Source organism: Porphyromonas endodontalis (assembly GCF_052173515.1).
Taxonomy (GTDB): domain Bacteria; phylum Bacteroidota; class Bacteroidia; order Bacteroidales; family Porphyromonadaceae; genus Porphyromonas; species Porphyromonas endodontalis_A.
Genome location: NZ_JBQMYL010000001.1, coordinates 189,076 through 215,707, shown reverse-complemented (window position 1 = coordinate 215,707; position 26,632 = coordinate 189,076). Strand labels below are relative to the sequence as shown.

The 26,632-nt window shown below is 45.4% G+C and carries 25 protein-coding genes and 1 tRNA gene; 15 read left to right on the top strand and 11 right to left on the bottom strand.

Going from position 1 to position 26,632, the window contains the following annotated elements:
• Positions 1-13: 13 nt before the first annotated feature.
• The 11 genes from ACTTHR_RS00940 to ACTTHR_RS00890 all read right to left on the bottom strand — a co-directional run bounded on the left by ACTTHR_RS00940 (position 14) and on the right by ACTTHR_RS00890 (position 10,887).
• Positions 14-1,090, bottom strand: a complete 1,077-nt coding sequence (locus ACTTHR_RS00940) for an LptF/LptG family permease (protein WP_442604847.1) — start codon at positions 1,088-1,090, stop codon at positions 14-16.
• Between the two features lie 137 nt (positions 1,091-1,227).
• A tRNA-Gln gene (locus ACTTHR_RS00935) sits at positions 1,228-1,298 on the bottom strand.
• A gap of 108 nt (positions 1,299-1,406) precedes the next feature.
• A complete protein-coding gene (locus tag ACTTHR_RS00930; RefSeq protein ID WP_442604846.1) occupies positions 1,407-1,994 on the bottom strand; it encodes a nitroreductase family protein in 588 nt (195 codons plus the stop codon).
• Between the two features lie 164 nt (positions 1,995-2,158).
• Positions 2,159-3,082: a dihydroorotate dehydrogenase gene (locus tag ACTTHR_RS00925; RefSeq protein WP_442604845.1), complete on the bottom strand. Its 924-nt coding sequence runs from the start codon at positions 3,080-3,082 to the stop codon at positions 2,159-2,161.
• The gene (locus tag ACTTHR_RS00920; protein WP_442604844.1) at positions 3,079-3,861 is read right to left on the bottom strand and encodes a dihydroorotate dehydrogenase electron transfer subunit; all 783 of its coding nucleotides are present in this window, start codon (positions 3,859-3,861) and stop codon (positions 3,079-3,081) included. Before ACTTHR_RS00920 ends, ACTTHR_RS00925 begins: the two co-directional genes overlap by 4 nt.
• Before the next feature lie 59 nt (positions 3,862-3,920).
• Positions 3,921-4,463 carry a helix-turn-helix domain-containing protein gene (locus ACTTHR_RS00915; protein ID WP_442604843.1) on the bottom strand — a complete coding sequence of 181 codons (543 nt, stop codon included), beginning with the start codon at positions 4,461-4,463 and terminating at the stop codon, positions 3,921-3,923.
• 922 nt (positions 4,464-5,385) lie between these two features.
• Positions 5,386-7,401, bottom strand: coding sequence for an NAD-dependent DNA ligase LigA (gene ligA / locus ACTTHR_RS00910; protein WP_442604842.1), 2,016 nt, complete (start codon positions 7,399-7,401; stop codon positions 5,386-5,388).
• Entirely contained in the window at positions 7,389-7,931 is a 543-nt protein-coding gene (locus ACTTHR_RS00905) for a GNAT family N-acetyltransferase (RefSeq protein WP_442604841.1), read from the bottom strand. Before ACTTHR_RS00905 ends, ligA begins: the two co-directional genes overlap by 13 nt.
• A gap of 42 nt (positions 7,932-7,973) precedes the next feature.
• Positions 7,974-8,594, bottom strand: coding sequence for a recombination mediator RecR (gene recR, locus ACTTHR_RS00900; protein ID WP_276772801.1), 621 nt, complete (start codon positions 8,592-8,594; stop codon positions 7,974-7,976).
• A complete protein-coding gene (locus ACTTHR_RS00895) occupies positions 8,595-10,163 on the bottom strand; it encodes an Rne/Rng family ribonuclease (protein ID WP_276772803.1) in 1,569 nt (522 codons plus the stop codon).
• 433 nt (positions 10,164-10,596) lie between these two features.
• Positions 10,597-10,887 carry an HU family DNA-binding protein gene (locus tag ACTTHR_RS00890; protein ID WP_004334174.1) on the bottom strand — a complete coding sequence of 97 codons (291 nt, stop codon included), beginning with the start codon at positions 10,885-10,887 and terminating at the stop codon, positions 10,597-10,599.
• 551 nt (positions 10,888-11,438) lie between these two features.
• Between ACTTHR_RS00890 and ACTTHR_RS00885 the strand changes: the two genes are divergently transcribed.
• From ACTTHR_RS00885 to ACTTHR_RS00815, 15 genes are all read left to right on the top strand, one after another.
• The gene (locus tag ACTTHR_RS00885; RefSeq protein WP_442604853.1) at positions 11,439-12,089 is read left to right on the top strand and encodes a CoA transferase subunit A; all 651 of its coding nucleotides are present in this window, start codon (positions 11,439-11,441) and stop codon (positions 12,087-12,089) included.
• Between the two features lie 44 nt (positions 12,090-12,133).
• Positions 12,134-12,526: a hotdog fold domain-containing protein gene (locus ACTTHR_RS00880; RefSeq protein WP_004334096.1), complete on the top strand. Its 393-nt coding sequence runs from the start codon at positions 12,134-12,136 to the stop codon at positions 12,524-12,526.
• Between the two features lie 13 nt (positions 12,527-12,539).
• Complete coding sequence (locus tag ACTTHR_RS00875) at positions 12,540-13,367, top strand: 3-keto-5-aminohexanoate cleavage protein (protein ID WP_442604840.1); 828 nt, start codon at positions 12,540-12,542, stop codon at positions 13,365-13,367.
• Positions 13,368-13,408: 41 nt separating this feature from the next.
• On the top strand, positions 13,409-14,452 hold the full coding sequence (locus ACTTHR_RS00870; RefSeq protein WP_442604839.1) for a zinc-binding dehydrogenase: 1,044 nt from the start codon (positions 13,409-13,411) through the stop codon (positions 14,450-14,452).
• Positions 14,453-14,702: 250 nt separating this feature from the next.
• A complete protein-coding gene (ablA, locus tag ACTTHR_RS00865) occupies positions 14,703-15,959 on the top strand; it encodes a lysine 2,3-aminomutase (protein ID WP_281676929.1) in 1,257 nt (418 codons plus the stop codon).
• 71 nt (positions 15,960-16,030) lie between these two features.
• Complete coding sequence (locus ACTTHR_RS00860) at positions 16,031-16,996, top strand: hypothetical protein (protein ID WP_442604838.1); 966 nt, start codon at positions 16,031-16,033, stop codon at positions 16,994-16,996.
• On the top strand, positions 16,993-18,384 hold the full coding sequence (locus tag ACTTHR_RS00855; protein WP_442604837.1) for a MutS-related protein: 1,392 nt from the start codon (positions 16,993-16,995) through the stop codon (positions 18,382-18,384). Before ACTTHR_RS00860 ends, ACTTHR_RS00855 begins: the two co-directional genes overlap by 4 nt.
• A gap of 3 nt (positions 18,385-18,387) precedes the next feature.
• The gene (locus ACTTHR_RS00850) at positions 18,388-19,959 is read left to right on the top strand and encodes a lysine 5,6-aminomutase subunit alpha (RefSeq protein ID WP_004334103.1); all 1,572 of its coding nucleotides are present in this window, start codon (positions 18,388-18,390) and stop codon (positions 19,957-19,959) included.
• A complete protein-coding gene (locus ACTTHR_RS00845; RefSeq protein WP_004334313.1) occupies positions 19,956-20,759 on the top strand; it encodes an OAM dimerization domain-containing protein in 804 nt (267 codons plus the stop codon). The genes ACTTHR_RS00850 and ACTTHR_RS00845 overlap by 4 nt, the downstream gene beginning before the upstream one ends.
• A 46-nt stretch (positions 20,760-20,805) precedes the next feature.
• A complete protein-coding gene (locus ACTTHR_RS00840; protein WP_442604836.1) occupies positions 20,806-21,468 on the top strand; it encodes a 3-oxoacid CoA-transferase subunit B in 663 nt (220 codons plus the stop codon).
• A 36-nt stretch (positions 21,469-21,504) separates the two neighbouring features.
• Entirely contained in the window at positions 21,505-22,644 is a 1,140-nt protein-coding gene (locus tag ACTTHR_RS00835; RefSeq protein WP_004334333.1) for an acyl-CoA dehydrogenase, read from the top strand.
• A gap of 18 nt (positions 22,645-22,662) precedes the next feature.
• Positions 22,663-23,448, top strand: coding sequence for an electron transfer flavoprotein subunit beta/FixA family protein (locus ACTTHR_RS00830; RefSeq protein ID WP_040581076.1), 786 nt, complete (start codon positions 22,663-22,665; stop codon positions 23,446-23,448).
• 8 nt (positions 23,449-23,456) lie between these two features.
• Positions 23,457-24,470, top strand: a complete 1,014-nt coding sequence (locus ACTTHR_RS00825) for an electron transfer flavoprotein subunit alpha/FixB family protein (RefSeq protein ID WP_442604835.1) — start codon at positions 23,457-23,459, stop codon at positions 24,468-24,470.
• A gap of 21 nt (positions 24,471-24,491) precedes the next feature.
• The gene (locus ACTTHR_RS00820; protein ID WP_442604834.1) at positions 24,492-25,268 is read left to right on the top strand and encodes an enoyl-CoA hydratase-related protein; all 777 of its coding nucleotides are present in this window, start codon (positions 24,492-24,494) and stop codon (positions 25,266-25,268) included.
• 64 nt (positions 25,269-25,332) lie between these two features.
• The gene (locus ACTTHR_RS00815; RefSeq protein ID WP_040581068.1) at positions 25,333-26,178 is read left to right on the top strand and encodes a 3-hydroxyacyl-CoA dehydrogenase NAD-binding domain-containing protein; all 846 of its coding nucleotides are present in this window, start codon (positions 25,333-25,335) and stop codon (positions 26,176-26,178) included.
• Positions 26,179-26,632 lie beyond the last annotated feature (454 nt).

Below are 26,632 nucleotides of genomic sequence, written 5' to 3'. Positions count from 1 at the left end.
AAAACTAGAACTATTACCGAGGAGCCTTCTTGTACAAGAAGATGGCGATTATAGCATAGATGGCATTGGGCATTTGAGCTGCTACAATAGGGGATAGGGCACCCGAAGTCGAGAAACTAGAGGCAAGGGTAAGAAAAAGTATATAGGTAAAGCTAAGAGCAATACCAATAGCGAGGGAAAGCCCCGTTCCCCCCTTGCGCTTTCGGGAGGAGAGCGAAACGCCTATTATAGTGAGGATGAAGGCAGCAGGAATAGCTGCATAACGTTTTTGCAGCTCTACCTCCAGCAGGTCCACATTCGTTGCCCCTCGAGATTTTAGTTCCCCGATATATCGGTGGAGCACGGGGGTGGTATAGGTCTCGGCATCTACGGCAGAGATAAGGAAGTCTTGGGGCTTTAGGTTAATCGTGGTATCAAGTTGAGTTCCACGTTCCAAAGTGTCCCTTTTTGCTCCATATCGAGTAATACTATAATCGTATAATCGCCAAGTATTAAGAGTGTCGTACTCTGCCGTTTGGGCGGTAAGTCTGCTCTTTATTGTATTGTGCTCGAACTTATCCAACATAAAGTTGTAGCCCGTTTTATTATCCGCACTATAAGAATGGATATAGGCAAATAGGCTAGGGGAGACCTGTATCTGTACACTCTCCGCATAGGTTTGACGCTTATCCCTAAAGTATTTATTCTGAAAATCGTTGCGAACACGGCTCCCGGGAGGGATAACAAAGCTGCTCAATAAGAACGTGAGTAGGGCAATAATTGCCGCCGAAAAGAGGTAAGGACGCAATAGCCTTTTAAAGCTCACTCCGCTAGCCAATATAGCAATAATCTCAGTCTTCTCTGCCAGTTTAGAAGTAAAGAAAATAACTGACAAGAAAACAAAGAGAGGGCTAAACATATTTGCGTAGTAGGGTACGAAATTGAGGTAGTAATGGAAGACAATTTCGTACAAAGAGCACTCCGGATTGAGAAATTTGGAGATACGCTCATTGATATCGAAGACTATGGCTACAGATAATATCAGCAAGATAGACGAGAAATAAGTCCCTAAGAAAAGCCGAATGATGTAACGATCCAATCGGAGAAACATCGGCTTAGAAGGGTTTAGTATTCCATGTCTTATATACCTCTTGACACTATCTATACGCATACCACTTGCAAAAGTAAGAAACTCCCACTACATGATCTAAACTAGACGCTGTAGTGGGAGCTCTTAATCAATGTGTGTTGTCTCGCAAGGATTCGAACCTTGACAAACAGAACCAAAACCTGTTGTGCTACCATTACACCACGAGACAAAACCGTGAGCAACTCTTATCGAATTGCGAGCGCAAAGGTAGTAACTAATTCTCGATTGTGCAAGTACCTATAGGAGAAAAATCACAGATTAGTGATTATGTGAAGCCTTAGATGATGAGTTGGTCCATCGTTCGCTTGGGTACATGATGCACTTTATCCTCCGTGCGATAGTAGCGAATATCTCCATCGGGAGTAGGGAGGGGCTCTATAATAACCTCCTCAATGGGCTTGCCTAGTGCCACCACAGTAATAGGGGTGTAACGGTCTGTATCCAAGGATAATAGGTCGGACATTTTTGCACTATCAAATGCCGCTAAAATACATCCTCCGTAGCCAGAAGAGCGTGCCATTAGCGTAAGAACCTCAAGCTGAATGCCTTCATCAAAACGGGAAGAAGCCGAAATAGTGCGATCTAATACCTGTACAACAAAAGCAACCGGACGTTCTTCTGGAGAAGGGCCTTGCCAATCCGGCAAGTATGCAGCCCAGTGGAGTAATGCAAAAATGGCATCTACTTGGGCTTTGTCTGTTACAATCCTATACTTTAGAGGCTGGGCATTCTTTGCAGAAGCAGTGTAGCGTAGAGCCTCTATCCAAGATCTAATTTCTTCTTCTGAGAGCTGCACGGAAGAATCAAAGCGTCGGTAACTTCGATTGCTCTCAAGTAATTCGAGCAGTTTCTTTTTCTCCATCATAATAGTTCTGTTTCTATTCTTTATGTACTTACTATATAAGTTGTAAGGAGCAAAGCCTTGTGGAGTAGCACAAGCTTGGCTCTTGAGCACAAACAACCCTTCAACCTTTATTATTCCAAACACAAACCGAACATAATATGTGTTATAGTTGAATTGAGGAATACTTATACCTGCAAAGCCCCGATAAGCTCTGCCACGTTCGTCATCTGGTGACGCTCCATATAGGATTCTATTCCATCTGCAATCTTTTGTGTTACAGAGGGATCTACAAAATTGTAACACCCAACTTGAATTGCAGAAGCACCGGCAAGAAAGAATTCAATCGCATCCGAAGTAGAAGCAATTCCTCCCATACCAACGATAGGGATATGCACCTTCTTTGCCACCTGCCATACCATGCGTAGAGCTATTGGTTTGACGCAGGGACCCGATAGGCCTCCTGTAATTGTAGATAAAATAGGACGGCGCTTCTCGGCATCTATAGCCATCCCAAGTATGGTATTTATAAGGGAAAGACTATCTGCCCCGGCATCCTCTACAGCCCCTGCAATCTCCGTAATATCAGTGACATTGGGAGATAGTTTTACCATTAAGTGCTTAGAGTAAACAGCCCGTACTGCACTCACAACTTCATAGGCACCTTTGGCTGTTACACCAAAAGCCATACCACCCTCTTTTACATTGGGACAAGAGATGTTTAGCTCTATGGCCGGTATCTTATCTAAGGTAGCCATAAGGGCAGAAGTCTTAACGTAGTCCTCTATATTAGAGCCACTTACATTTACCAATACTTGTGTATCGTAATCCTTTATTTCGGGATAAATATGCTCTACAAAATAGTGCGCGCCCTTGTTTTGTAACCCCACAGCATTGAGCATTCCCGAAGGGGTCTCTGCCATCCTTGGATAGGGATTCCCCTCTCGAGGCGACCAAGTGGTACCTTTTACGACAATCCCCCCGAGCCTATTTAGATCCAGAAAATCACAATATTCCGTACCGTAACCAAACGTTCCGGAGGCAGTCATTACAGGGTTTCTCAATACCAACCCTTTCCCAAGATCTATAGTTGTATCTATTGTATTGCTCATGACCATAGTAATTCTTCCGTTCTAAAGACAGGCCCTTCTGTACATGTACATTTATGCCCTTCGGTTGTATTTTCTACACAGCAAAGGCAAGCCCCGATCCCACAAGCCATTTTATTTTCGAGGGAAACTTCGCAAGGAATGGAATGCTGCTTTGCCCAGCGAGCTACGCTTTTCATCATAGGGAGAGGACCACAAGTATATACACTACTATATATATATATAGGTGTAGCACATATACTGTGATCAGTTACTCGTCCTTTTTCTCCGAAGGAGGCATCTTCTGTAGTGCAATAGAGATTCCCTATATTTTTGAATTCGTCTTGCAATACGAGAAGAGACTTCGTACGAGCTCCTAGCAAAAACGTAGGTTTGATACCCTCTTGTTGCAATTTTTTCCCGAGCATGAGTAGAGGGGCAATTCCTACACCTCCTCCTATTAATAGAGGAGTCTCCCCAGAGAAATCACGGGAATAAGAGAATCCGTGTCCTAGAGGAGCAATCAGATCAATAGTTGCCCCTGGAGAGAGAGTACACCAATAGGACGACGCCAAACCCACTTTTTGTACAAGCAGCACAAGGCAACGCGTCTCGCTATTATAGTCACATATAGATATAGGGCGGCGCAGAAATGCACCACTTTCTTTGGCGAGCAATTGTGCAAATTGCCCCGGCATCATCTCTCCTTGATAGGTCTTTGGGAGCTGTAATTCTAGCTTATAGTAACTCTCATTGAGTGCGCTATTGGATAGAATTATACTTTGTAAAATCTCTTTCTTCATTCACTGAGGTGTCATTCGTTTCTCTCAGCAAAGATACAGCCTACAAGTCAAATGAACCATTATTTGAGCACAAAGGTCTCAAAGCTTCCATCCGAATAAAAGACGCGAATTTCGGTAATACTCCTTTTTTCTGTAGAACTTTGCTGCAGAAGGGTCTCGGAGACGACCTTACTGATCAATTCCTCCGGTATTTCTCTAGGTGGAGCTACTTTTTCTGCACCGTTTTCCCAGCCTTTTTGATTTGTATTTTGCTGAAATACAGAAGTATCAATTCCTTCTCTAAAGCTATTTTCGAGGAATAAACCCTCTCTATTTTGCGATATTTCTATTCGTTCCTCCCCCTGCCCGAGAATAATCCATGTAGGATTCCATTCCGGGAAACCATTAGCGATTTTTAAGAGAGTGGACAAAGAGGGTTTGTTTCTATTCTCTAATGTTTGGGAAAATGTAGCAGGAGGAATACCCGCTTGTTCTGCAAATGTTTTTGCTGTCATTCCCAAAGACTCCATCATGTAGCGAAGCCTCTGAGTAATTTGGTCTATAATGGCAGGTATATTGTCCATAATTTCTAGTAATTCTGCATTCTCATTTCCATGCTGCAAATGTACAAATGATTTTCCACTTTATGGTTATGGCTTTGATTTTTACAGAATGTCCATTCTCCTCAAATGCATCTGCGATTCTCATTCTTTGAGTATGCATATACAGATTATACCCTATATTACTTCTCAATAAAAGCACTATTCTACTCTTTATCAACATAATAAGTTGCACTTATGCAGTCTACAGAATAGAATGAATAGCAATTGAGGAGTAGTCACCTAAAATCCGGATATAGAGTTTCAGTATACAACTATACTAGATTCATTTTCAGATACTTATTTACAATTTCAAGCCTATTATATTATAGAAAACCAGGTGATTTCTCAATTAAGAATCAGAGAGAAAATGCAAATCAAACACATCCGAATCATTATGATAAAGACGTGTTTTTACAGCCACTTACGTGGTTTTGAAAAACACATGCAGTAAAATGCAAATGAAAACATCGTAAAATCATTCATTTGACACACGCAAATGAAGAAATCAAAATAACTGATTGAAACTCTCCTCTTCCCTTTTGAGGAGTGAAAAAAGTGCCTGATTTTGCTTTTTCAATATTTCTATCCTGATGAGTGGTGAGGCTAGAATATTGAAAAATTGAAGCCATATGTTATGTTCGATTCAAGACGTCCTAATCGAGGATCTAGACGAGGGGAGATTTTCTCCAACAGCCTCCTCCCCCTAACCACCCTCCATGGATATGAAAAATTAAAAGCAGAGGACTTGAGAAGATGGTAACCTAGAAAAGAAAATTATTCTGGATAGAAATAAATTCTATTCTACCCTACTTCTTGCAGAAAATAGGGATAAAAAGGAAAGAAAACCAGCGAAGAAATATTCAGAGGAATAGGCATAAAAAAGTACCCCCTGGACTATATCAGAGGGTACTTTACTGCAAAGAAGGGAAAGATCTCCCCTCCTCTATTTCGAGTTGGGGAGGTCTACGAGTGCGAGAAATTCATCTTCGGATAGAAGAGGAATACCTAGGGCAAGGGCCTTCTCTCGTTTGCTGGGGCCCATATCCTCTCCGGCCAAGATAAAGGAGGTTTTCTGGGAAATAGAAGAGACTTTCTTCCCTCCTAACTGCTCTATAATCTGCGTATACTCGTCCCGAGTATGCTGGCTAAAGGTTCCACTTATCACGATAGATTTTCCCTCCAGAGGGCGCGAAATCGCTTCAGAAAAGCCTTCTTCCGAGGGGTTGGATAAGGTCACTCCAAACTCTTTGAGGGCTGCAATAATCTTCTGATTACGCTCATCGGCAAAGAAAGAAACAATACTCTCAGCAATGCGTTCACCAATGCCGTCAATAGTTTGTAGCTCCTCTTGGGAGGCTTCCATCAGAGATTCGATCGAATTGAAGGTGCGAGTTAGGATTTTTGCCACGTTTTCTCCTACATAGCGAATGCCTAATCCAAATAAAATAGCAGGGAACGGACGCGATTTGGATTGCTCTATACTACCGAGAAGATTCCCCGTAGCGCATTCCTTAAACCCATCAAGAGAGAGAATATCATCGGCTGTAAGGCGATACAAATCACAGATGGATTTGACAAAACCGCGGCTGTAAAGGGCATCTATCGTCTCGGGGCCAATGGTAATATCGGCAGCCTTTCGTTGCGTATAATGCTCTATGGAGCCCTTTATTTGCATAGGGCACCCTAGTTTATTCGGACAGAAATATCCGACTTCACCTTCAGCCTTTATAAGGGTCGTACCACAGTCCGGACACGTAGAAGGAAAGACGATTGGCAGGGCATCAGACTGCCGAAGAGATTTGTCAACTCCTGCTATTTTAGGGATGATTTCACCCCCTTTTTCCACATATACATAGTCCTTTTGATGCAAATCCAATGAGAGGATAAAATCAGCATTGTGTAGGGTGGCTCGGCGTACTACCGTGCCCGATATCAGTATGGGAGCAAGGTTTGCAACGGGGGTAATAATCCCGGTTCTTCCCACTTGATAGGAGACATCAATCAACTGAGTAGAGGCCCGCTCCGGTTGGTATTTATAGGCGATAGCCCAACGTGGGCCTTTGGCCGTAAAACCGATTGTTTGCTGTAATGCAAGGGAATCCACTTTGAGGACAATTCCATCGGTGGCGAAAGGAAGGGATCGACGAGCTGTATCCCAATGGTCAATAAAAGCGTATATATCCTCTAGCGTAGAGCACTGGGTACTGTAGTCCGAGACTTTTATTCCCCAAGACTTTGCCAAACGAAGACGTTCTGCATGGCTATCTATATCTAGCCCATCCACCAATAAATAATAGAAAAAAGCATCAAGTCTGCGCTCTGATACTACGCTGGTATCTAACTGTTTTAAGGTGCCCGATGCAGCATTTCTCGGATTGGCAAATGGGTCTTTTCCCTCTGCTAAGCGTTGGCTATTTATCCGCTCAAATTCGTCGTATGGGAGCAAAATCTCTCCTCTCACTTCTACTCTAGGGGGGATATTCTCCCCTAATAGCCGAAGGGGGATTGAGCGAATTGTGCGAATATTGTTGGTAACATCGTCGCCCTCAATGCCGTCTCCTCTCGTAATTGCTTGGCTAAGCTCACCATTGAGATAGATCACGGCGATGGAAAGACCATCGAACTTGAGCTCGCAATCTAGGGTCAAAGAGCCTCGCCCCGAGTCTAATCGCTGCCAAAACTCCCGTACCTCGTCATAATTGTAGGTATTGGATAACGAAAGCATGGGGACGGAATGCCGCACCGACACAAAACTAGGGTTCCGATCACTTCCTACTCGTTGGGTAGGAGAGGTGGGGGTAATAAGCTCGGGATGTTGCGCCTCCAGATCAATCAATTGTTGCATCAGACGATCGAATTCTACGTCAGAAATCAGAGGCGTAGAAAGTACATAATAGCGATAATTATGCTGTTCGATTTCGCTCCTTAGCTGCTCTATTCTCTCTTCTACTCCGGGCATAATTGATATATAATTAGATCTTGATACGCACCATGTTGCCACTGCCATTGGGGTAATTGAGCTACCCTTTTATAGTGGCTTTGATCAAAAAACATCACGGCTTTGGCATTGTCACCTACTACTTCCGCATACAATTGATACAGGCGTAATAGATCAAAAGTATAATGCTCTACGCACGACAACATCCGTCTTCCGTAACCCTTATGCTGCCACGAGGGTAGCACAACGAGCCCCACGGCAGCTCGCCGATGGAAATGGTCGTAGTTGTAAAGCTCTATGTATCCTATGGGGATGGGATTTTCCTCTCCTGGGAACTTTACTTCTGCAATGAGCATGAGGGATCCATTTTCTATGAGATGCGAATTGCCAAGCTGCACAAACTGCTGCGCCTGGTACCTTGCCAAAGGCTCGTATAGCGTGTTACTTTCGGCTAGCAATGGATCATTTTCCCAAGAGTGAAGCAACTGGGCATCCTCCGGCTCTACAAGGCGTAGAGCAAGTTCTTTGTCCCTCAAACAGTCTAATCTCATTGGCTTGCCTACTTAATGGATTATACTCTCCTTTTGTCCGTTTTATCGGAAAGACTGTGTGAAGTCACTCCTATCTCGTAAGGCTCTTGCGAGGGTAACTTCATCCGTATATTCTAGTTCATCCCCCATAGCAATTCCTCTTGAGAGCAAACTCACATGCACCCCTAGAGGGGCTAAACGTTTGTATATATAGAAGTTAGTAGTCTCCCCTTCCATGGTGGGGCTGATGGCTAAGATAACCTCTTTTATTTGCTCTCTAGGAACGCGCTCTACGAGAGACTCTATTTCTAAGTCTTGGGGAGCAATGCCGTCAATGGGGGATATAACCCCTCCTAATACATGGTACAAGCCTTTGTACTGTGCAGTGCGTTCGATAGCCATAACATCGCGGATATTCTCCACTACACAGATGGTTTGTGTATCGCGAGAGGGGTCGGAGCAGATCGGACAACATGGGCTATCGCTTATGTTATGACACCTTTCGCAGTAGATAATATTCTCCCTCAATTCTATGATGGAGGAGCCTAATAAATTGGCAAAGCTCTCCGGTCGGCGCAAAATATAAAGAGCCAACCGAAGAGCTGTTTTCCGCCCGACACCGGGCAATAATGATAGTTGGTCTACGGCTTTTTCGAGCCACTTAGACGGATATTTCGAAGTCATTTAATCGTCGAAAACATCTAAGTCGTTACCCTCTTTGTCGTAAAACTTATAGTCTAAGAATGCAATACTTTGGTCTTCTACCAACTTAAGTCCACGGGAATACTTCTTACGCCATCGAGAAAACTCAGATGGAGAGAAGATCTCATGTCTCTGTAGGTAGGCAGCAACATAGGGGTTTACATGCAAATTGCATTGTCTTACATTATGATTCTCTATGAGGTCGGCCACCTTTTTTTCTATCTGCTCAACAAGGAGTATTGAGGCTTGCATTTTGCCCGTACCCATGCAAGTAGGGCACGTTTCTTCGGTATGCTCGGTAGTTGCTTCGCGCACTCTTTGGCGCGTTATCTGCATGACACAGAACTTGCTAAGTGGGAGAATGTTGTGTTTAGCCCGATCTGTTTTCATAAGAGCCCTCATGTGATCGTATAACTGCTTACAATGCTGAGGGTCGTTCATATCGATAAAGTCTACAACAATGATTCCGCCCATGTCTCGCAATCGAAGTTGACGTGCAAGTTCTTCCGCGGCAGAGAGATTCACATCCAGAGCTGTATCCTCTTGCGCATTCGACTTGCGCGAGCGATTTCCACTATTTACATCAACCACGTGCATTGCCTCCGTCTTTTCTATAATGAGGTATGCCCCACCCTTGTAGGTAACAGTGCGCCCAAAGAGTGATTTTACTTGCCTGGTTACGTCGTAGTGATCGAAGATAGGCTTGCTATTGTCGTAGTACGATACTATGTCTGTGCTATCGGGAGCTATAGTCGAAATATAGTCCTTAATAGCCCCATACATATCCTTGTCGTTTATAGCAATTTCCGTGTAGGTAGCGGCACTAAAGGTATCCCTTAATAGACTTAGTGCCCTATTGGGTTCTGCACATATGAGCGCAGGAGCTTTTGCTCGAGGGAGCTTCTTAACGCTATCGTTCCATCGATTGACCAAACGATTAAGCTCCGCATGTAGCTCTAGAGCCTTTTTCCCTATTGCCGAGGTACGTATCACTACTGTAAATCCCTCCGGTTTAATACTCTGTATCAGGCTTTTAAGCCGCTTACTTTCTTCCTTTGAGGAGATTTTTTTCGATACAGAAACCTTATTGCCAAAGGGGAATAACACCATGCTGCGCCCTGCAAGAGATAGCGTAGTAGACAGGCGAGCTCCTTTGGTCGAGATGGGCTCTTTTGTTACTTGTACCAATAGGGTTTGACCGGCAGATAAGACATTCTCTATCTTACCCTCGCGAGGGAGGGAAACACCCGGCGCTACCTTGGTGAGAGGGGGAAGATTACGGCCTTGAGCTATCATCTTTAGGTAATTTTCGGTAGCTCCAAACTCCATCCCCAAATCATAATAATGTAAGAAAGCATCCTGCCCAGACCCTATATCCACAAAAGCTGCATTCAGCCCAGGCATAATCTTCCTTACCTTTCCGAGGTAAATATCCCCCACGGCGCAAGAAGAGTTGCTCTTTTCTCGCTGAAATTCCACGAGTTTACGATCCTCAAGAAGGGCCATAGCCACTTCTTTGGGTCGTACATCAATGATTAATTGACTATCCACGTGTTTACTTTGTTTACTTGTGATATAATCTTTGGTAGTCTGCTACCAATCCTAGAGAGGAAGAAGGGATTTTATCTGCTTTGGGGCAATATCCCATCTTTTTCTCCTTAGGAAACAAAAACTCGGGCTCTCGTACTGTCTCCCCCATTATAACCACGCAAGAGGGATACTACCCACATTTAGGAGTTCCCTCTTACGAAGAGCCTGCAAAGGTTTCAGCACAAGCCCGAACCCTAAAACAGCCCAAAGGCTGCAGGGTTACTTCTTCTTATGACGATTCTTCTTCAAACGTTTTTTACGCTTGTGTGTTGCCATCTTGTGTCTTTTTCTCTTCTTACCACTTGGCATATTGTCTCCAAATTAAAGGGTGAAACTTACTTTGTTTATTGTTTTTGGTAGCTCTCAACGCTATGTTAATAGAGCCACTTTTGATTTATTTCTTGATCTCTGTTCCCCCCAGCATCTCAGAGAAAACTTTAGAAGGCTTGAAGCTGGGAACATTGTGCTTCGGGATAATAATAGCCTCCTTCTTTGAGATGTTGCGAGCTATCTTCTGAGCTCTCTCTCTAATAACAAAACTCCCAAACCCTCTGAGATAGATATTGTTGCCCTGAGCCATCTCATCCTTGACAACATCCATAAAAGTCTCTACGGTACGCAATACTTCGTCACGATCTAATCCTGTTCTCTTAGCTATCTGAGCCACAAGGTCTGCCTTTGTCATTACTATCTTAATTTATAATTATCTGATACTCTATACAGTTTCGGTGTACAAAGGTAGCAATTAATTCGCTTGGAAATACAGGCTTGTAGTATTTTCCTATCACGGGGAAATGAAGCACAAGTGAGAAACGGAGAAAATGCTGCTGCCCTAGACTTAAAAAAGTATAGGCCTAGAGCAATATTTTTCTTGGCTGGAAACAGAAAATTTCTCAGGTAGAAACCGGGGGTATTCTTAGGCTAAATATTTTTTGATACTAGCCTAGTTTTCTGATGGCTTTGCCTTAGTCCTAATGCTTCGGCTAGGGGGCAAAGAATCCCTTCTAGAATAATTAGATCTATCGGGTTAGGCTCCAGAAGATGCCTCTTACTGCCCCCTTCTCTAAAACTCTAGAATCTTTTTCGCCAACTATTCGTGCTAATCACTTATAAATTGGTAACTTTGGGGCGAAAACTAAATCTGCTCACCATTTAACCTTTGCTCAGAGGCTAGGTGGGTGCGGGTAGAGTTTGTTATTTAGGCAACAGATAACATATAATATAATGACAGGAACCATGAAGAAGGCTATTACACTAGCCGAGCTCACCGCCAAGTTTCACGACGGTATGTCTGTGATGATGGGCGGATTCTTGGGGAATGGAACCCCGGAACGAATTGTAGACGCCCTCGTAGAGAGCGGCGTTAAGGATCTCACTCTCATTACCAACGACACCTCGTATCCCGAAAAGGGTTGCGGTCGTCTCATTGCCAATCATCAAGTAAAGAAGCTCATTGTATCACATATTGGTACGAATCCTCTAACGGGAGAGCAGCTCAATGATGGCTCGTTAGAAATCGAGTTTAGCCCTCAAGGTACTCTAGCTGAACGCATCCGCTGCGGAGGCTCTGGGCTTGGTGGTGCACTCACTTCTACAGGTTTGGGCACTGTTATTGCCGAAGGTAAAGAGTTGGTAAAGGTTGATGGAAAAGAGTATCTACTTGAGAAGCCCATCCGTGCTGAGTTTGCTTTTCTCAAAGGCTCCATTGGCGATGAAAAGGGTAACCTCGTGTATAAAGGGACTTCGCAAAACTTCCAACCTCTCATGGCAATGGCTGCAGATACCGTTGTAGTAGAGATTGAAGAGTTGGTGCCGGTAGGAGCTATAGAGCCCCATGCTGTGCATACCCCCAGTATCTTTGTAGATCATATCGTAGTAGATAAATAACCCATTATTAATAGGAGTGTAAACTATACTAATACAATAAGTTTATGAGTAATCCAAAATCTATGATTCGTCTGCGTATGTCTCAAGCAGATGCACACTATGGTGGCAATCTTGTAGATGGTGCACGTATGCTGCAGCTCTTTGGTGATGTGGCAACAGAGCTTCTCATTATCCAAGATGGTGACGAAGGTCTCTTTTGTGCCTATGACAACGTAGAGTTTCTAAACCCCGTATATGCAGGAGACTACATCGAAGCTGTAGGGGAAATAACCCATGTAGGTAATTCTTCTCGTAAGATGACGTTTGAAGCTCGTAAGGTAATTAAGCCTCGTCCTGACATTAGCGACTCTGCAGCCGACGTATTGGCAGAACCCATCGTAGTATGTCGTGCTACAGGTACCTGTGTGGTACCCGTTAAATGCCAGCGTAATAAATAAGGTATAGTTCGGTATGGAAAAACTCATTATTACAGCTGCCATTTGTGGTGCAGAGGTAACCAAAGAACAGAATCCTGCGGTACCCTATACTGTAGAAGAGATTGTGCGTGAGGCCAAAAGCGCCTACGATGCCGGTGCTGCCGTTGTACATATCCACGTACGCGAAGATGATGGAACGCCCACTCAGAGCCGAGATCGCTTCAAAGTATGCATGGATGCTGTGCGTGAGGCTTGCCCTGATGTTATTCTTATTCCCTCTACCGGAGGAGCTGTAGGGATGACTGCAGAAGAGCGTTTGCAACCCACAGAGCTATTCCCCGAAATGGCAACATTGGATTGTGGTACATGTAACTTTGGAGACGAAGTTTTCGAAAACACCATGCCCATGATGCGCGCCTTTGGGAAGAGAATGCTCGAAAATAATATCAAGCCCGAGTACGAATGCTTCGAAATGGGACACTTGGATACCATCTTACGTATGGCTACCAAGGGCGAAGTTCCCGGTGATCCTATGCAATTTAACTTCGTATTGGGCGTTCCGGGCTGTACTCCTGCAACAGTAGAAAATCTTGTGTGGCTGGTTAATCGCATCCCCGCAGGTTCTACTTGGACTGCCACAGGTATTGGCCGCAGTGCTTTCACATTGGCCGCTCCCACCATCGTAATGGGGGGAAATGTTCGCGTTGGTTTTGAAGACAATCTGAATATTTCTCGTGGAGTGCTTGCTCGCTCTAATGGAGAGTTGGTAGAAAAAGTGGTGCGTCTATCTCGTGAATTGGGTCGTGAGATCGCCTCGCCTGCCGAAGCTCGTGCCATCCTCTCTCTTCATCCTCTCAAGTAGTTATTTATCATTAAAACGATTAATTCAATATAATTCGCTCTATGCAAAAAAAAGGCAACAAATACGGTACGCACCGCGTACTCGATCCTCAAGGCGTACTTCCACAGCCTGCCAACAAGATTGACAACAACATGGATGAGATCTACGACAACGAGATTCTCATTGATGTACAAACCTTGAATATTGACTCTGCTAGCTTTACACAGATCCACGAGCAAGCCGGCGGCGATAAGGCAAAAATCGCAGAAATCATGCTCGGCATCGTAGAAAAGCAAGGTAAGCACCGCAACCCTGTAACAGGTTCTGGTGGTATGCTCCTCGGGACTGTTGAGAAGATTGGTGATGCTCTCAAAGGCAAAATCGATCTCAAAGAAGGAGATAAGATTGCTACTCTCGTATCTCTATCGCTTACTCCCCTTCGCATTGATAAGATCAAGGAAATTCGCCCTGATGTAGACCAAGTGGACATTGATGGTAAGGCTATTCTTTTCGAAAGCGGTATCTATGCTAAGATCCCTACAGACCTTCCCGAAAAGCTAGCTCTCTCTGCTCTCGACGTGGCTGGTGCTCCTGCTCAAACAGCTAAGCTTGTAAAGCCCGGCGATACAGTATTGATCATTGGTGCCGGTGGTAAGAGCGGTATGCTCTGCTGCTACGAAGCCATGAAGCGTGCCGGTGTTACAGGTAAGGTAATCGGTCTTTGCCACTCTCAAAAGAGCGCAGACCGTCTCAAAGCCCTCGGCTTCTGCCACACTGTATTTACAGCAGATGCTACTCAACCCGTACATGTAATGGAAAAAATCTCTGAGCTAACAGGTGGCCAAATGTGCGATGTTACAATCAATAATGTAAACATCCCCGATACAGAGATGACAAGTATCCTCTGCACCAAAAACGATGGTGTAGTATACTTCTTCTCTATGGCAACCAGCTTTACCAAGGCTGCTCTTGGTGCAGAAGGTGTTGGTAGCGACGTTACGATGATTGTAGGTAATGGCTATACAAAGGGTCATGCCGAAATCACGCTACAAGAACTCAGAGAAAACGAAGCTCTCCGTAAGATCTTTACCGATCTTTACGCATAATTTGACCTAGAGAGATAGATGTAGGGCATCTCCTAGAGAGGGGAGGTTCTACATCTGTTTCCAAAGCAATCACGCTCTTTTTTGGGGCGGGTTCTCCCCCTCATTTGCTCATCTGTTTACCTCCGCTGCCCGGCTCACAATTAAGGTACTGAGGTCAACTTCGAGAGTAACTCCCTACTAGGGAGGGTTCGTGTTTGTTTCTTTCCTCCTTTAAGGCAACCTCAGATATTATCTCAAGAATATCTCCGAAATGAACGAAAGTAGAAGAAAATACTATTTCCCTGACGTAACCGATGAACAGTGGAACGACTGGCATTGGCAGGTGAAGAATCGGATTGAGACACTCGATGATCTCAAAAAGTATGTTACTCTCACCCCTGAAGAAGAGGAGGGAGTACGAGAGTCTCTCAAGAGCCTCCGTATGGCTATCACCCCCTATTACCTTAGCTTAATAGATCCCAACGACCCTAACGACCCCGTACGTAAGCAGTCTGTACCTACGGCCAACGAGCTAATCATTAGCGAAGAAGACCAACTTGACCCTCTAAGTGAGGATGAAGACTCTCCTACTCCGGGGCTTACACACCGCTATCCCGATCGTGTACTGTTCTTAATTACAGACATGTGCTCAATGTATTGTCGCCATTGTACACGTCGTCGGTTTGCGGGACAAAAAGATGCGGCATCACCTCGTGAGCGAATCGATAAGGCTATAGAATATATCGAACGTACCCCCGAGGTACGAGACGTGCTACTATCCGGAGGAGACGCTTTGATGGTTAGCGACTCTATGATCGAGTATATCTTGCAGCGTTTGCGTGCTATCGATCATGTGGAAATTATCCGCTTTGGCTCTCGTACTCCCGTAGTTTTGCCACAGCGTATCACTCCTGAGCTAGTGGAAATCCTCAAGAAGTATCATCCCATTTGGCTCAACACACATTTCAATCACCCCAATGAAATTACGGCAGAGTCGAAGGCTGCTTGCGAACGACTAGCCAATGCCGGAGTACCCCTTGGTAACCAAACGGTATTGCTCCGAGGGATTAACGACTGCACCTACGTAATGAAGAAGTTGGTACATGAGTTGGTAAAGATTCGTGTACGCCCCTACTACATCTATGTATGTGACTTGTCTCGTGGTATTGGTCACTTCCGTACTCCCGTATCTAAGGGTATTGAGATCATAGAAAACCTTCGTGGGCACACCTCCGGATACGCTGTTCCTACTTTCGTGGTAGACGCTCCCGGTGGTGGAGGGAAGATCCCCGTTATGCCCAATTATATCGTATCTCAGGCTCCTAATCGGGTTGTACTTCGCAATTACGAAGGGGTACTTACCACCTATACAGAGCCTGCTCATTACGAAGAAGAGTGCCATTGTCCCGAGTGCGAAAAGCAACGCAAGGATGGTGTGGCAGCTCTGCTTGCCGGGCAACAGCTTGCCATCGAGCCTAGTAAATTGGCTCGTAAAGAACGCAACCGCAAGCGTCAAGAAGGTAAATAATCACGTTTCTCTCTCCATCAATGCCTTTTATATCAGGCCTTACTCAGCTGCGTAGTCTTTCCATCGTAGGAATGGCAAAAAACACAGGAAAGACGGAATGTCTTAACTATGTTTTGCGTCGTTTGTGGGAAGAGTATCCCCAAGTAAGTTTGGCATTGACCTCTATTGGTATTGATGGGGAGCGTCGGGATCAAGTAACTCAAACCGATAAACCCGAGATTTGTCTACACCCCGGCACTCTCTTTGTTACGGCCGAAAAGTTTTATCGTAACAAGATGGTTGCAGCGGAGGTGGTAGGTATCGATGAGCAATACACCACTTCTCTCGGTCGAGCCATCTATGCAAGGTCTAAGGGAACAGGCAAGGTACTGATTGCAGGCCCTGCCTCAACAGGAGGTTTGAAACACATTATAAGGAAGATGCGAGATAGGAACATTGATCTAACCATTATCGATGGCGCCCTATCTCGTATCAGCCTAGCTGCTCCCTCCGTGTCAGAAGGAATGATTCTAGCAACAGGGGCAGCTTATAGTGTACAACCGGAAGAGTTAATCCGCAAAACACACCATCTCTATCGGCTTATACAACTGCCGGAGTTTCCGTCAAGAGCTATTGCAGAGAATCTCGCAGATGCAGAGAGAGGGATGTTTGTGATTGATGCTGAGGGGAATGTTTTTGAGACAGGATTTGTTTCTGCCCTGTCGGATCGAATTTGGCAGGATGTGGAATGGTTGCAACGGGGGGATACCCTTTTCGTTGCAGGCGTAGTCTCGGATCTTCTTTTGGAGAAACTCAGAGTGATAGATAGCCATCGAATGCTTGTAGTACGAGACTTTACTCGTCTGTTCGCTTCGCCTCTTGCCATCGACAAGTATCTCTCTTCGGGGAAGGAATTGCGCGTGCTCTATGGCACTAAGCTCATGGCTGTTACCTTTAATCCCCTAGCCCCCTCCGGCTATCGGCTTGATTCTGAAAAGATGTGTACACGCTTGCAAGAGTCGTTGGGTGTACCCGTATATGATGTATGTCGGTTATGAATGTATTGCGGAATAGTATAGAGTCTATTGCGGGTCTTCGCTTTGTTGTAAACTCGCTAGAGCTGGCCTCCTCCTCCGGTAGGCAGGCTCTTCTAGAGACTTCTTGGACTTCGAGTAGAGAAAATATACTGCAACGCCTCGAAAAAGTAACGCGCTTCTATAAGTATTTAGAGGACGAACAGAGTAACAAGGGGCTGCAAGAGTTACATCTTCTACTGCAAGATGTACGCAATATAGCCGGCTCTATTGCTTTACTAAAAGAGCGGCGTAGCAGTTGTAGTGATGTAGATTTCTATGAGCTTAAGTGCCTTGCGCTGGTTGCAGCCAAAGTGAGTCGCTTAGCAAAGATGCATTCTCTTCAATTGGAAGATATGCCCTCTTTAGAAGCTCCTCTCTCTATCCTCGATATCGATGGAGAGCGTCTTCCCTCTTTCTTTATCTCTGATGGTTATAGTGCCACCTTAGCGCAGCAACGAAAAGAGATAGAGAGAGCTGAAACGGACGAAGAGCGAGACCGATTAGCTATGGCCGCAGCTCAGGAAGAGGATCGGGTGCGTCGCCGTCTGACGAAAGAGTTAGCCCCCTTTGCCGATGACTTTAGTCGCGTACTTGGAGCTCTGGCAATGGACGATCTTTTGCTGGCCAAGGCTCGCTGGGCTTATGAGCATCACTACTGCTGCCCTACCCCTTTATCGGCAGATTCAGAGACTAATTTTTGTGATCTAATTCACCCGGAAGTCGCTGAAAAACTGGCAGAACGTGGAGAGCACTTCCAGCCGGTATCCATTCGCTTTGGCGCGCATCCAACCCTTATAACAGGAGCTAACATGGCAGGAAAGAGTGTATTGCTTTCTGCTATTACATTGGCACAAGCTCTTATGCAATACGGCTTTTATGTACCGGCAAGGGAAGCTAAGATTGCTGTTGTAGATTACATCATCAGTTCTATAGGAGACGGCCAAAACTTTAACGAAGGACTCTCCTCTTTTGGTGCCGAAGTCTTGCGTCTCAATAACATTGTGCAAGCCATTAAAGCTGGCAGTGTCCTCTTGGTTCCGATAGATGAACCTGCCCGCACTACAAATCCGGACGAAGGCTGCGCCCTCGTGGACGCCCTCGTGAGGCTATTTGCAAAGTACAATGTACGCTCCGTTATCACCACACACTATAGCGGTATATCAGCACCTTGTTGCAGATATAGAGTGCGTGGATTTATAGAAGAGAGGTTGCAACTCCCTCTCGAAGTAAATAAGCTAAACAAATACATTGATTACTCCCTAATCAAAGACTCCTCAGATACAGCCCCACACGAGGCTGTACGTATTGCTGAGATTTTGGGTATTGATAAAGAGTTGCTCCAGTACTGTAAAGAAAAATTGAACTTATAGAGAATGAATAAGAGTAAAGTAGGGATAGACTTCTCTAAAGTAGAACGCGCCCGTCATACAGCTCGCGAGATTGCCAATGAGGTACAAGAGTTTGTAGATAGGTACACTACGGTGGCAGTAGAACGTACGCTCTGTCGCTTTATCGGCATTGACGATGTTGATGCCAATGGAGTTCCCCTCCCAAATGTTGTTGTAAACCATCTTCACGAGAATAAACTTCTATCGGATGGGGCTCTGTTTTATATAGCCAATGCCATGGCAGCAACGGGGAAAAATCCCCAGCAGGTGGCAGAAGGTGTAGCAGAGGGAACTATAGATCTAAAACGCTATCCATCGCTTGATAAAGAGGGTGTAGCTAATACCTTAGAACCCTATATCCTAGAGGGGATAAAGAAAATTGCCGCTAAGCGAGCTCGCCGTGAAGAGTATCTTCGTACCATAGGCGAGGGACCTCAGCCTTATTTATACGTGATCGTAGCTACAGGCAACATCTACGAAGACGTAGTGCAGGCTCAGGCAGCAGCTCGCCAGGGGGCCGATATTATTGCGGTTATCCGCACCACGGGACAAAGTTTGCTCGACTATGTACCCTATGGAGCAACCACAGAAGGTTTCGGAGGTACGTTTGCTACTCAAGAAAACTTCCGCATCATGCGTAAGGCTTTGGATGAAGTGGGAGAAGAAGTTGGACGTTATATCCGTCTCTGTAACTACTGCTCCGGGCTCTGTATGCCCGAAATTGCCATCATGGGAGCGTTCGAAGGGCTTGATGTTATGCTCAATGATGCTCTCTATGGTATCCTATTCCGAGACATCAATATGCAACGTACTCTTGTAGACCAGTACATGAGTCGCGTTATCAATGGCTTTGCCGGAGTAATCATCAACACCGGAGAAGACAATTACCTCACTACGGCAGATGCTGTGGAAGAAGCCCACACCGTACTTGCCTCCGACCTAATTAATGAGCAATTTGCTCTAAAAGCAGGTCTTCCCGAGGAGCAGATGGGACTTGGGCATGCCTTTGAGATGGATCCTATGCTAGAGAATGGCTTCCTTTATGAGCTCGCTCAAGCTCAGATGACAAGGGAGATATTCCCTAAGGCTCCGCTCAAATATATGCCTCCTACGAAGTTTATGACAGGGAATATATTCCGTGGCCACATACAAGACGCTCTCTTTAATATGATTGGGATCTGGACACATCAAGGCCTTCAACTCCTTGGGATGCCTACAGAGGCTATCCATACCCCATTCATGAGCGACCGCTACCTCTCTATCGAAAACGCGCGTTATATTTTCAATAATATGCGATCGATTGGCGAAGATGTAGAGTTTAAGGAAGGGGGAATCATGCAAACCCGCGCACGTTTGGTCCTAGACAAAACAATTAACCTCCTAGACGAAATCAATCAACAGGGTATCTTTACCGCCCTTTCTAAGGGTACATTCGCTGATGTAAAGCGTCCTATTGATGGAGGAAAGGGGTTGGATGGTGTTGCTTCCAAGGGAGATCATTACTACAATCCAACGATTGAATTGATGAAAAACTTTAGAATAGAGGGTAAGCTATGAGTGGTGGATTATATTCGATGGAAGAAAAGGACTTTGACCGCACGCTAGACTTAGCGAAGGTAAAGCCCTATGGAGATACAATGAACGATGGTAAGATACAGCTGAGTTTTACTCTACCTGTACCCATCGGTGCAGAAGCAGAAGAAGCAGCAAAGCTACTACTCAAAGAGATGGGTTTACAAAACCCCATGGTAGTTTTCTCTAAGGAACTTACCAATGGATTTACCTTCTTCAACTGCTATGGCAATTGTAGTCACACGGTAGACTACTCTAATATTTATGTTCCTAAAGTAGAAACTACCACTTGGGATATGGGCGAGACGGATGATTTTATTCGTACGAATATAGGTCGTCCTATCCGCATTATAGGAGCAAGTACAGGTACCGACGCTCACACTGTGGGTATTGATGCCATTATGAACATGAAGGGATTTGCCGGCCATTATGGTCTGGAGCGATACGACATGATCGAGGCTCTCAATCTCGGAAGCCAGGTGCCCAACGAAGAGTTTATCAGCAAGGCCCTTGATTACAAAGCCGATGCTCTACTCGTATCACAGACCGTAACACAAAAAGATGTACATATCAAAAACCTTACAGAACTCGTAGAGCTTCTCGAAGCAGAAGGCCTGAGAGATAAGGTTATATTGGCTTGTGGCGGTCCGCGTATTACGCATGAGCTTGCCAAAGAACTCGGGTATGATGCAGGTTTTGGTGCTAATACTTTTGCCGACGATGTGGCATCCTATATAGCACAGGAGCTCCACCGTCGTATGGAAGAAGGGTTAGTAGAAAAGTAAATCTCTGAACAAGACAAAAAGAAGAATCAATTAAAAGCATATAGCCATGGACAAGAATGAAATAAGAGAGACTATTGCACGGCGTGTAGCTCTCGAACTAAAAGATGGAGATGTAGTTAACCTCGGTATAGGACTACCGACAATGGTTCCCAATTACCTTAAAGCCGATGTTGAGGTAATGCTCCAGAGTGAAAATGGAATGATCGGCATGGGACCTGCTCCCAAAGAGGGAGAAGAGTCTGCAGAGTGGACCAACGCCGGAGGCGGTTTTATTACAGCGGTACCGGGTGCCGCTACATTCGATAGTGCTACTTCGTTTGGGATCATCCGTGGTGGACATGTGGATGTAAGTATTTTGGGAGCTCTCGAAGTGGATGAAAACGGAGACCTCGCAAACTGGATTATCCCGGGTAAAAAAGCGCCGGGTATGGGGGGAGCAATGGACCTCCTCGTAGGTACTCGTAAAGTAATTCTTGCCATGGAGCATACCGCCAAAGGAGCCCCAAAGATTCTCAAAAAATGCCGTCTCCCTCTTACGGCACAGGGACAAGTAGATTTGATTATCACAGAAATGTGTGTGATTGAGGTACGCAAAGGTGAGGGATTGGTAGTAACGGAGCTTAATGAGCACTTTACTCGCGAGGAAGTTATTGCAGCTACAGAAGCTTCTATTATCTTTGCGGAAGATTTGCGCCCAATGCGCCAATGAGAAGAGAGACTATTATTAAGAATCAAATAAATCACTATGGATTTTTCACAAACTCCACAAGAGCAACTGTTCTTGCAGATGATCACTGCTTTTGCAGAGAAGGAAGTAAAACCCTTAGCTGCAGAGATTGATGAACAAGAACGCTTCCCCATCGAAACAGTTAAGAAGATGGCGAAGTTGGGTATTATGGGGATCCCCATTCCTACTCAATATGGCGGTGCCGGTGCAACCAATCAAATGTACTCTATGGCTGTAGAGGAACTAAGCCGTGTATGTGCTACCACTGGGGTGGTCGTATCGGCTCACACCTCTTTGTGTTGTGCTCCTATCCTTGAGCATGGTACTGAGGAGCAAAAAATGAAGTATCTACCCAAGCTTGCCTCTGGTGAGTGGATCGGCGCATTTGGTCTCACAGAGCCCAATGCCGGAACAGATGCCTCTGCTCAACAAACCTTCGCTGTAGACAATGGTGATCACTGGGTACTCAATGGTACTAAGATCTTCATCACCAACGCTGAGTATGCACACGTGTACATCATCTTTGCAATGACCGATAAGAGCCAAGGTAATCATGGTATTTCTGCATTTATTGTAGAAAAGGATATGCCCGGCTTTAGCATTGGTAAGAAAGAGCTTAAGCTCGGTATCCGTGGATCTGCTACGTGTGAGCTTATTATGGAGAACTGCATTGTTCCCAAAGAAAACCTCCTCGGCAAAATCGGCGGTGGCTTCAAGATTGCCATGAAGACCCTCGATGGTGGTCGTGTTGGTATCGCATCTCAAGCTGTAGGGATTGCCCGCGGTGCTATGGACGAAACTGTTAAGTACACTAAGGAACGTAAGCAGTTTGGTCGCAGCATTGCCAAGTTCCAAAACACACAATTCCAGCTTGCAGATCTACAAACTCGCATCGAATGTGCTCAGCTTCTCATCCGTCGTGCCTCTTGGCTCAAGGATGCCCAACTCCCCTACTCTGTAGCTGCAGCCGAAGCAAAGCTCTTCTGTGCAGAGACAGCTATGGAGGTAACAACTAAGGCTGTACAGTTCCATGGCGGTTATGGCTATACTCGCGAATATCCTGTTGAACGTATGATGCGCGATGCCAAGATTACAGAGATTTACGAAGGAACCAGCGAAGTTCAACGCATGGTTATTTCTGCAAACCTATTAAAATAAGAAGGAGGACTATAGATGTTGAAAATAGTTGTTTGTATCAAACAAGTTCCCGATACAACTGAGATTAAGCTCGATCCCGTAAAAGGAACGCTCATCCGTGATGGGGTACCTAGCATTATGAACCCCGATGATAAGGGTGCGCTAGAGCAAGCCCTTCTCTTCAAAGACAAGTTTGGTGCTGAGGTAACCTGTATTACGATGGGACCTCCTCAAGCAAAGGAAATCATCCGCGAAGCTTTCGCTATGGGTGTAGACAAGGGATATCTTGTAACAGACCGTCGTTTTGGTGGTGCTGATACCCTCGCAACAAGCTACACCCTCTCTCAAGCTCTTCGTACTCTTGAGTATGATATTATCTTGGCTGGTCGTCAGGCTATCGACGGGGATACGGCACAAGTTGGTCCTCAGATCGCTGAGCAACTCGACCTCCCCCAGGTTACTTATGTTGAGAACGTTGAGTTCGATGGTAAGGACCTATTGACCGTTCGTCGCAATGTAGAAGAAGGTCACGAAGTACTCGAAGTAAAGCTTCCTTGTATGCTTACTTTCCTTGCTTCTGCCTACGAACCTCGCTACATGAACGTACGTGGTATCATGGAAGCCTTCGACAAAGAAATTGTTGAATTGAATGCCGATAGCTTCCCCGTGGATCCCGAACGTTTGGGTCTTAAGGGCTCTCCTACGAGCGTTAAGAAGTCATTTACCAAGGGAGCTAAGGCTATGGGGACTCTCCACGATGAGATCACTCCGGAAGAAGCTGCCGATATTATTATCGAAAAACTCAAAGAGAAATTCATTATCTAATGCATACTATGGACAAGGAACAATATAAAGGAATTCAAGTCTTTGCGGAACAACGTGAGGGTGTAGTTCAGAACGTTGCATTCGAGCTAATCGGTAAGGCACGTGAATTGGCAGACTCTATTGGAGAAAAGGTTACAGCTGTTCTTCTCGGACAGAATGTAGCAAACCTCAGCCAAGAGCTCATTGCTGCTGGTGCAGACCGCGTACTCCTTGTTGAGCACGATCTCCTCAAAGACTATGTAACAGAGCAATACGCACAAGCTATTACGCACCTCCTCAATACATACAAACCCGAGATATTCCTCTTAGGAGCTACAACGATAGGTCGTGACCTTGGTCCTCGCCTCTCTGCACGTATGCACACCGGTCTTACAGCAGACTGTACCTCTCTTGAGATCAACGAAGATCGTAATCTTCTCATGACTCGTCCCGCCTTTGGTGGTAACCTCATGGCTACGATTATCTGTAAGGAACATCGTCCTCAGATGTCTACAGTGCGTCCCGGCGTGATGCGTAGAAAGGGAAGCGATCCCTCTCGTAAGGGGGAAGTAGAAAAGGTAGAAGTACCTTTTGACGAATCGAAGTGCCGCGTTCGCTTAGTACGTAAGGAGCGTGAAGAAAAGAACCTCATCGATATTACAGAAGCACACGTTCTCGTATCAGGAGGTCGTGGTGTTGGAACCAACGATGGTTTCGAAAAGCTCACCGCTCTTGCAGCAACCCTCGGAGCAGAAGTTTCTTCTTCTCGTGCAATGGTTGATGCAGGCATTATGTCACACGATCGTCAGGTAGGTCAGACAGGTAAGACTGTTCGTCCTGATCTCTATCTCGCATTGGGTATTTCTGGAGCTATTCAGCACCTTGCAGGTATGGAAGAGTCTGAATACATTATCGCCATCAATAAGGATAAGTTCGCTCCTATCTTCCAAGTTGCAGACCTTGGTCTCGTAGGCGACCTCCACAAGATTGTACCCATTCTGAACGAAAAGCTGAAAGTAGAACTTGCTAAGTCGGGTCGCTAATCCCGCTTAAAAAGATTTGCTATGAGTACTTCGTACACTACAATTCGTCTCGATTGTAATGGTGCTATAGCAACGCTTACAATCGACCGACCAGAAAGCCTCAATGCGCTCTCTCGTAAAGTATTGGAGGAGCTAGAACAGGCTTTGCACGAAGTCGCTAGTAATACGGAAATCCGCGTCCTTCTCCTCACCGGGGAGGGGCGCGCTTTTGTTGCCGGAGCCGACATTGCCGAGATGCGTTCACTCTCTCCATCCGAGGCTAAAGACTTTGGAGCGTTGGGTAGTCGAGTATTTCGCACGATCGAATTAATGCCAATGCCGGTTATTGCAGCCGTCAATGGATTTTGTTTGGGAGGTGGGTGTGAAATGGCTCTTAGTGCAGATATCCGTATTGCTTCGTCTAAGGCAAAGTTTGGACAGCCTGAGGTTGGCTTGGGTATTACACCCGGCTTTAGTGGCACTCAGCGATTGCCTCGTACAATTGGTGTAGGGAAAGCAAAAGAATTGATCTATACGGGTCGAGTTATCAAGGCAGACGAAGCTCTTGCCATAGGCTTGGTCAACCAGGTTGTGGAGCCAGAGGTGCTTGTAAATACGGCTCTTGAGCTTGCCCAAGAGATTGCATCCCAATCGCCCAATGCGGTGCGCCTATCCAAAGAGGCTATCAATAGAGGCTTACAAAGCGACATTGACACAGGCATTGCAGCAGAGAATACGCTCTTTGGTCTTGCCTTTGCACATCCCAATCAACAAGAGGGGATGTCCGCATTCTTGGAGAAGCGTAAACCTCAATTCTAAATCAAAAGGATGAACATTCTCCCCCTCTTGGGAGGTTGTATTCAAAATTAATACTACAGATAAGATGAAAATAGCAGTTATCGGTAACGGTACCATGGGTGCAGGCATTGTACAATGCGCAGCTCAGCACAATATGGATATCGTAATGAAAGGACGCAGCAAGGAGTCTCTTGATAAGGCAATGCTCAAGCTAAAAAAGAACTTTGCACGTCTCGTAGAAAAGGGTAAGATTACAGAAGAACAATCTGCTCAGTACTATGCTCACATTAAGGCTACACAAGACTTTGCAGATATAGCCGACGCCGATCTCATTATTGAAGCTCTCTCCGAGGATATGGAGGTAAAAAAGGCAACGCTTCGCAATCTTGATGGTATCATCAAACCAGAAGCTATCTTTGCTACCAACACGTCTTCTCTGAGTATTACAGAACTAGCCTCGGTAACGAATCGTCCTGCAAAGGTGATTGGTATGCACTTCTTCAATCCTGTACCTCAGATGAAGTTGGTAGAAGTGATCAGCGGACAATGTACATGTCCCGAGGTGCTCGCTGTGGTTCTTGACCTTTGCGCACAACTCGAAAAGACCGCAGTGCGTGTGAGCGAAGCTCCCGGGTTCGTTGTAAATAGGATTCTTATCCCCATGATTAACGAAGCTATCGGTGAACTTGCTGATGGCGTAGCTACTGCAGAAGAGATTGATGCCGCTATGAAGCTTGGAGCCAATCACCCCATGGGTCCTCTCGAATTGGGAGACTTTATTGGGCTTGATGTTTGCCTTGCCATTATGGAAGTGCTTCATAATGAGTATGGCGACGATAAGTATCGCCCCCATCCTCTCTTGCGCAAGAAGGTACGCGCCGGTCAGCTCGGACGTAAAACGGGATATGGCATCTACGATTATTCTAAATAAGATCGCCACCGTTTAAGATCGTTCTAAGCTAAACAATATAGTAGGGTTGAGTGCACCATGGGGTGTATTCAACCCTATTCTTTTCTATTCATTTGCCTTTGAGAGGTACTTCGAGGCTCCCTTTTGGAGAAGACGTCAGAGGATGTCGGCACTCTTCCTTCTCTTTACCCAGAAAAGCTAGCACCCCCACAAAAGACTCCATATCTGCCCAAAAATCTTCCCCCCTCTTGCCTAAAAATGAAACCGATTTCACCCAAAAGGAGGGGACACTTTCAGCTAAAAAGGGCCCCAATTCTACCTGAGAAAGATTTCTATTTTAGCTAAATACTAGAAGAGTACTACTCTAACCTTTTTCTCTGTACATGAAATAAAACCTTTAATCGCACATCTTCCCTTTTCCTTATTACAGGAGAAAGAGATACAAGACCTAGTCTATTTTGTATCTTTGTAATAA

Bases quoted from the DNA above. Each gene is read 5' to 3' on its own strand.
- ACTTHR_RS00940 (WP_442604847.1), bottom strand. From the start codon at position 1,090: ATGTTTCTCCGATTGGATCGTTACATCATTCGGCTTTTCTTAGGGACT.
- ACTTHR_RS00930 (WP_442604846.1), bottom strand. From the start codon at position 1,994: ATGATGGAGAAAAAGAAACTGCTCGAATTACTTGAGAGCAATCGAAGT.
- ACTTHR_RS00925 (WP_442604845.1), bottom strand. From the start codon at position 3,082: ATGAGCAATACAATAGATACAACTATAGATCTTGGGAAAGGGTTGGTA.
- ACTTHR_RS00920 (WP_442604844.1), bottom strand. From the start codon at position 3,861: ATGAAGAAAGAGATTTTACAAAGTATAATTCTATCCAATAGCGCACTC.
- ligA (WP_442604842.1), bottom strand. From the start codon at position 7,401: ATGCCCGGAGTAGAAGAGAGAATAGAGCAGCTAAGGAGCGAAATCGAA.
- ACTTHR_RS00905 (WP_442604841.1), bottom strand. From the start codon at position 7,931: ATGAGATTAGACTGTTTGAGGGACAAAGAACTTGCTCTACGCCTTGTA.
- recR (WP_276772801.1), bottom strand. From the start codon at position 8,594: ATGACTTCGAAATATCCGTCTAAGTGGCTCGAAAAAGCCGTAGACCAA.
- ACTTHR_RS00890 (WP_004334174.1), bottom strand. From the start codon at position 10,887: ATGACAAAGGCAGACCTTGTGGCTCAGATAGCTAAGAGAACAGGATTA.
- ACTTHR_RS00885 (WP_442604853.1), top strand. From the start codon at position 11,439: ATGAAGAAGGCTATTACACTAGCCGAGCTCACCGCCAAGTTTCACGAC.
- ACTTHR_RS00880 (WP_004334096.1), top strand. From the start codon at position 12,134: ATGAGTAATCCAAAATCTATGATTCGTCTGCGTATGTCTCAAGCAGAT.
- ACTTHR_RS00875 (WP_442604840.1), top strand. From the start codon at position 12,540: ATGGAAAAACTCATTATTACAGCTGCCATTTGTGGTGCAGAGGTAACC.
- ACTTHR_RS00870 (WP_442604839.1), top strand. From the start codon at position 13,409: ATGCAAAAAAAAGGCAACAAATACGGTACGCACCGCGTACTCGATCCT.
- ablA (WP_281676929.1), top strand. From the start codon at position 14,703: ATGAACGAAAGTAGAAGAAAATACTATTTCCCTGACGTAACCGATGAA.
- ACTTHR_RS00860 (WP_442604838.1), top strand. From the start codon at position 16,031: ATGGCAAAAAACACAGGAAAGACGGAATGTCTTAACTATGTTTTGCGT.
- ACTTHR_RS00855 (WP_442604837.1), top strand. From the start codon at position 16,993: ATGAATGTATTGCGGAATAGTATAGAGTCTATTGCGGGTCTTCGCTTT.
- ACTTHR_RS00850 (WP_004334103.1), top strand. From the start codon at position 18,388: ATGAATAAGAGTAAAGTAGGGATAGACTTCTCTAAAGTAGAACGCGCC.
- ACTTHR_RS00845 (WP_004334313.1), top strand. From the start codon at position 19,956: ATGAGTGGTGGATTATATTCGATGGAAGAAAAGGACTTTGACCGCACG.
- ACTTHR_RS00840 (WP_442604836.1), top strand. From the start codon at position 20,806: ATGGACAAGAATGAAATAAGAGAGACTATTGCACGGCGTGTAGCTCTC.
- ACTTHR_RS00835 (WP_004334333.1), top strand. From the start codon at position 21,505: ATGGATTTTTCACAAACTCCACAAGAGCAACTGTTCTTGCAGATGATC.
- ACTTHR_RS00825 (WP_442604835.1), top strand. From the start codon at position 23,457: ATGGACAAGGAACAATATAAAGGAATTCAAGTCTTTGCGGAACAACGT.
- ACTTHR_RS00820 (WP_442604834.1), top strand. From the start codon at position 24,492: ATGAGTACTTCGTACACTACAATTCGTCTCGATTGTAATGGTGCTATA.
- ACTTHR_RS00815 (WP_040581068.1), top strand. From the start codon at position 25,333: ATGAAAATAGCAGTTATCGGTAACGGTACCATGGGTGCAGGCATTGTA.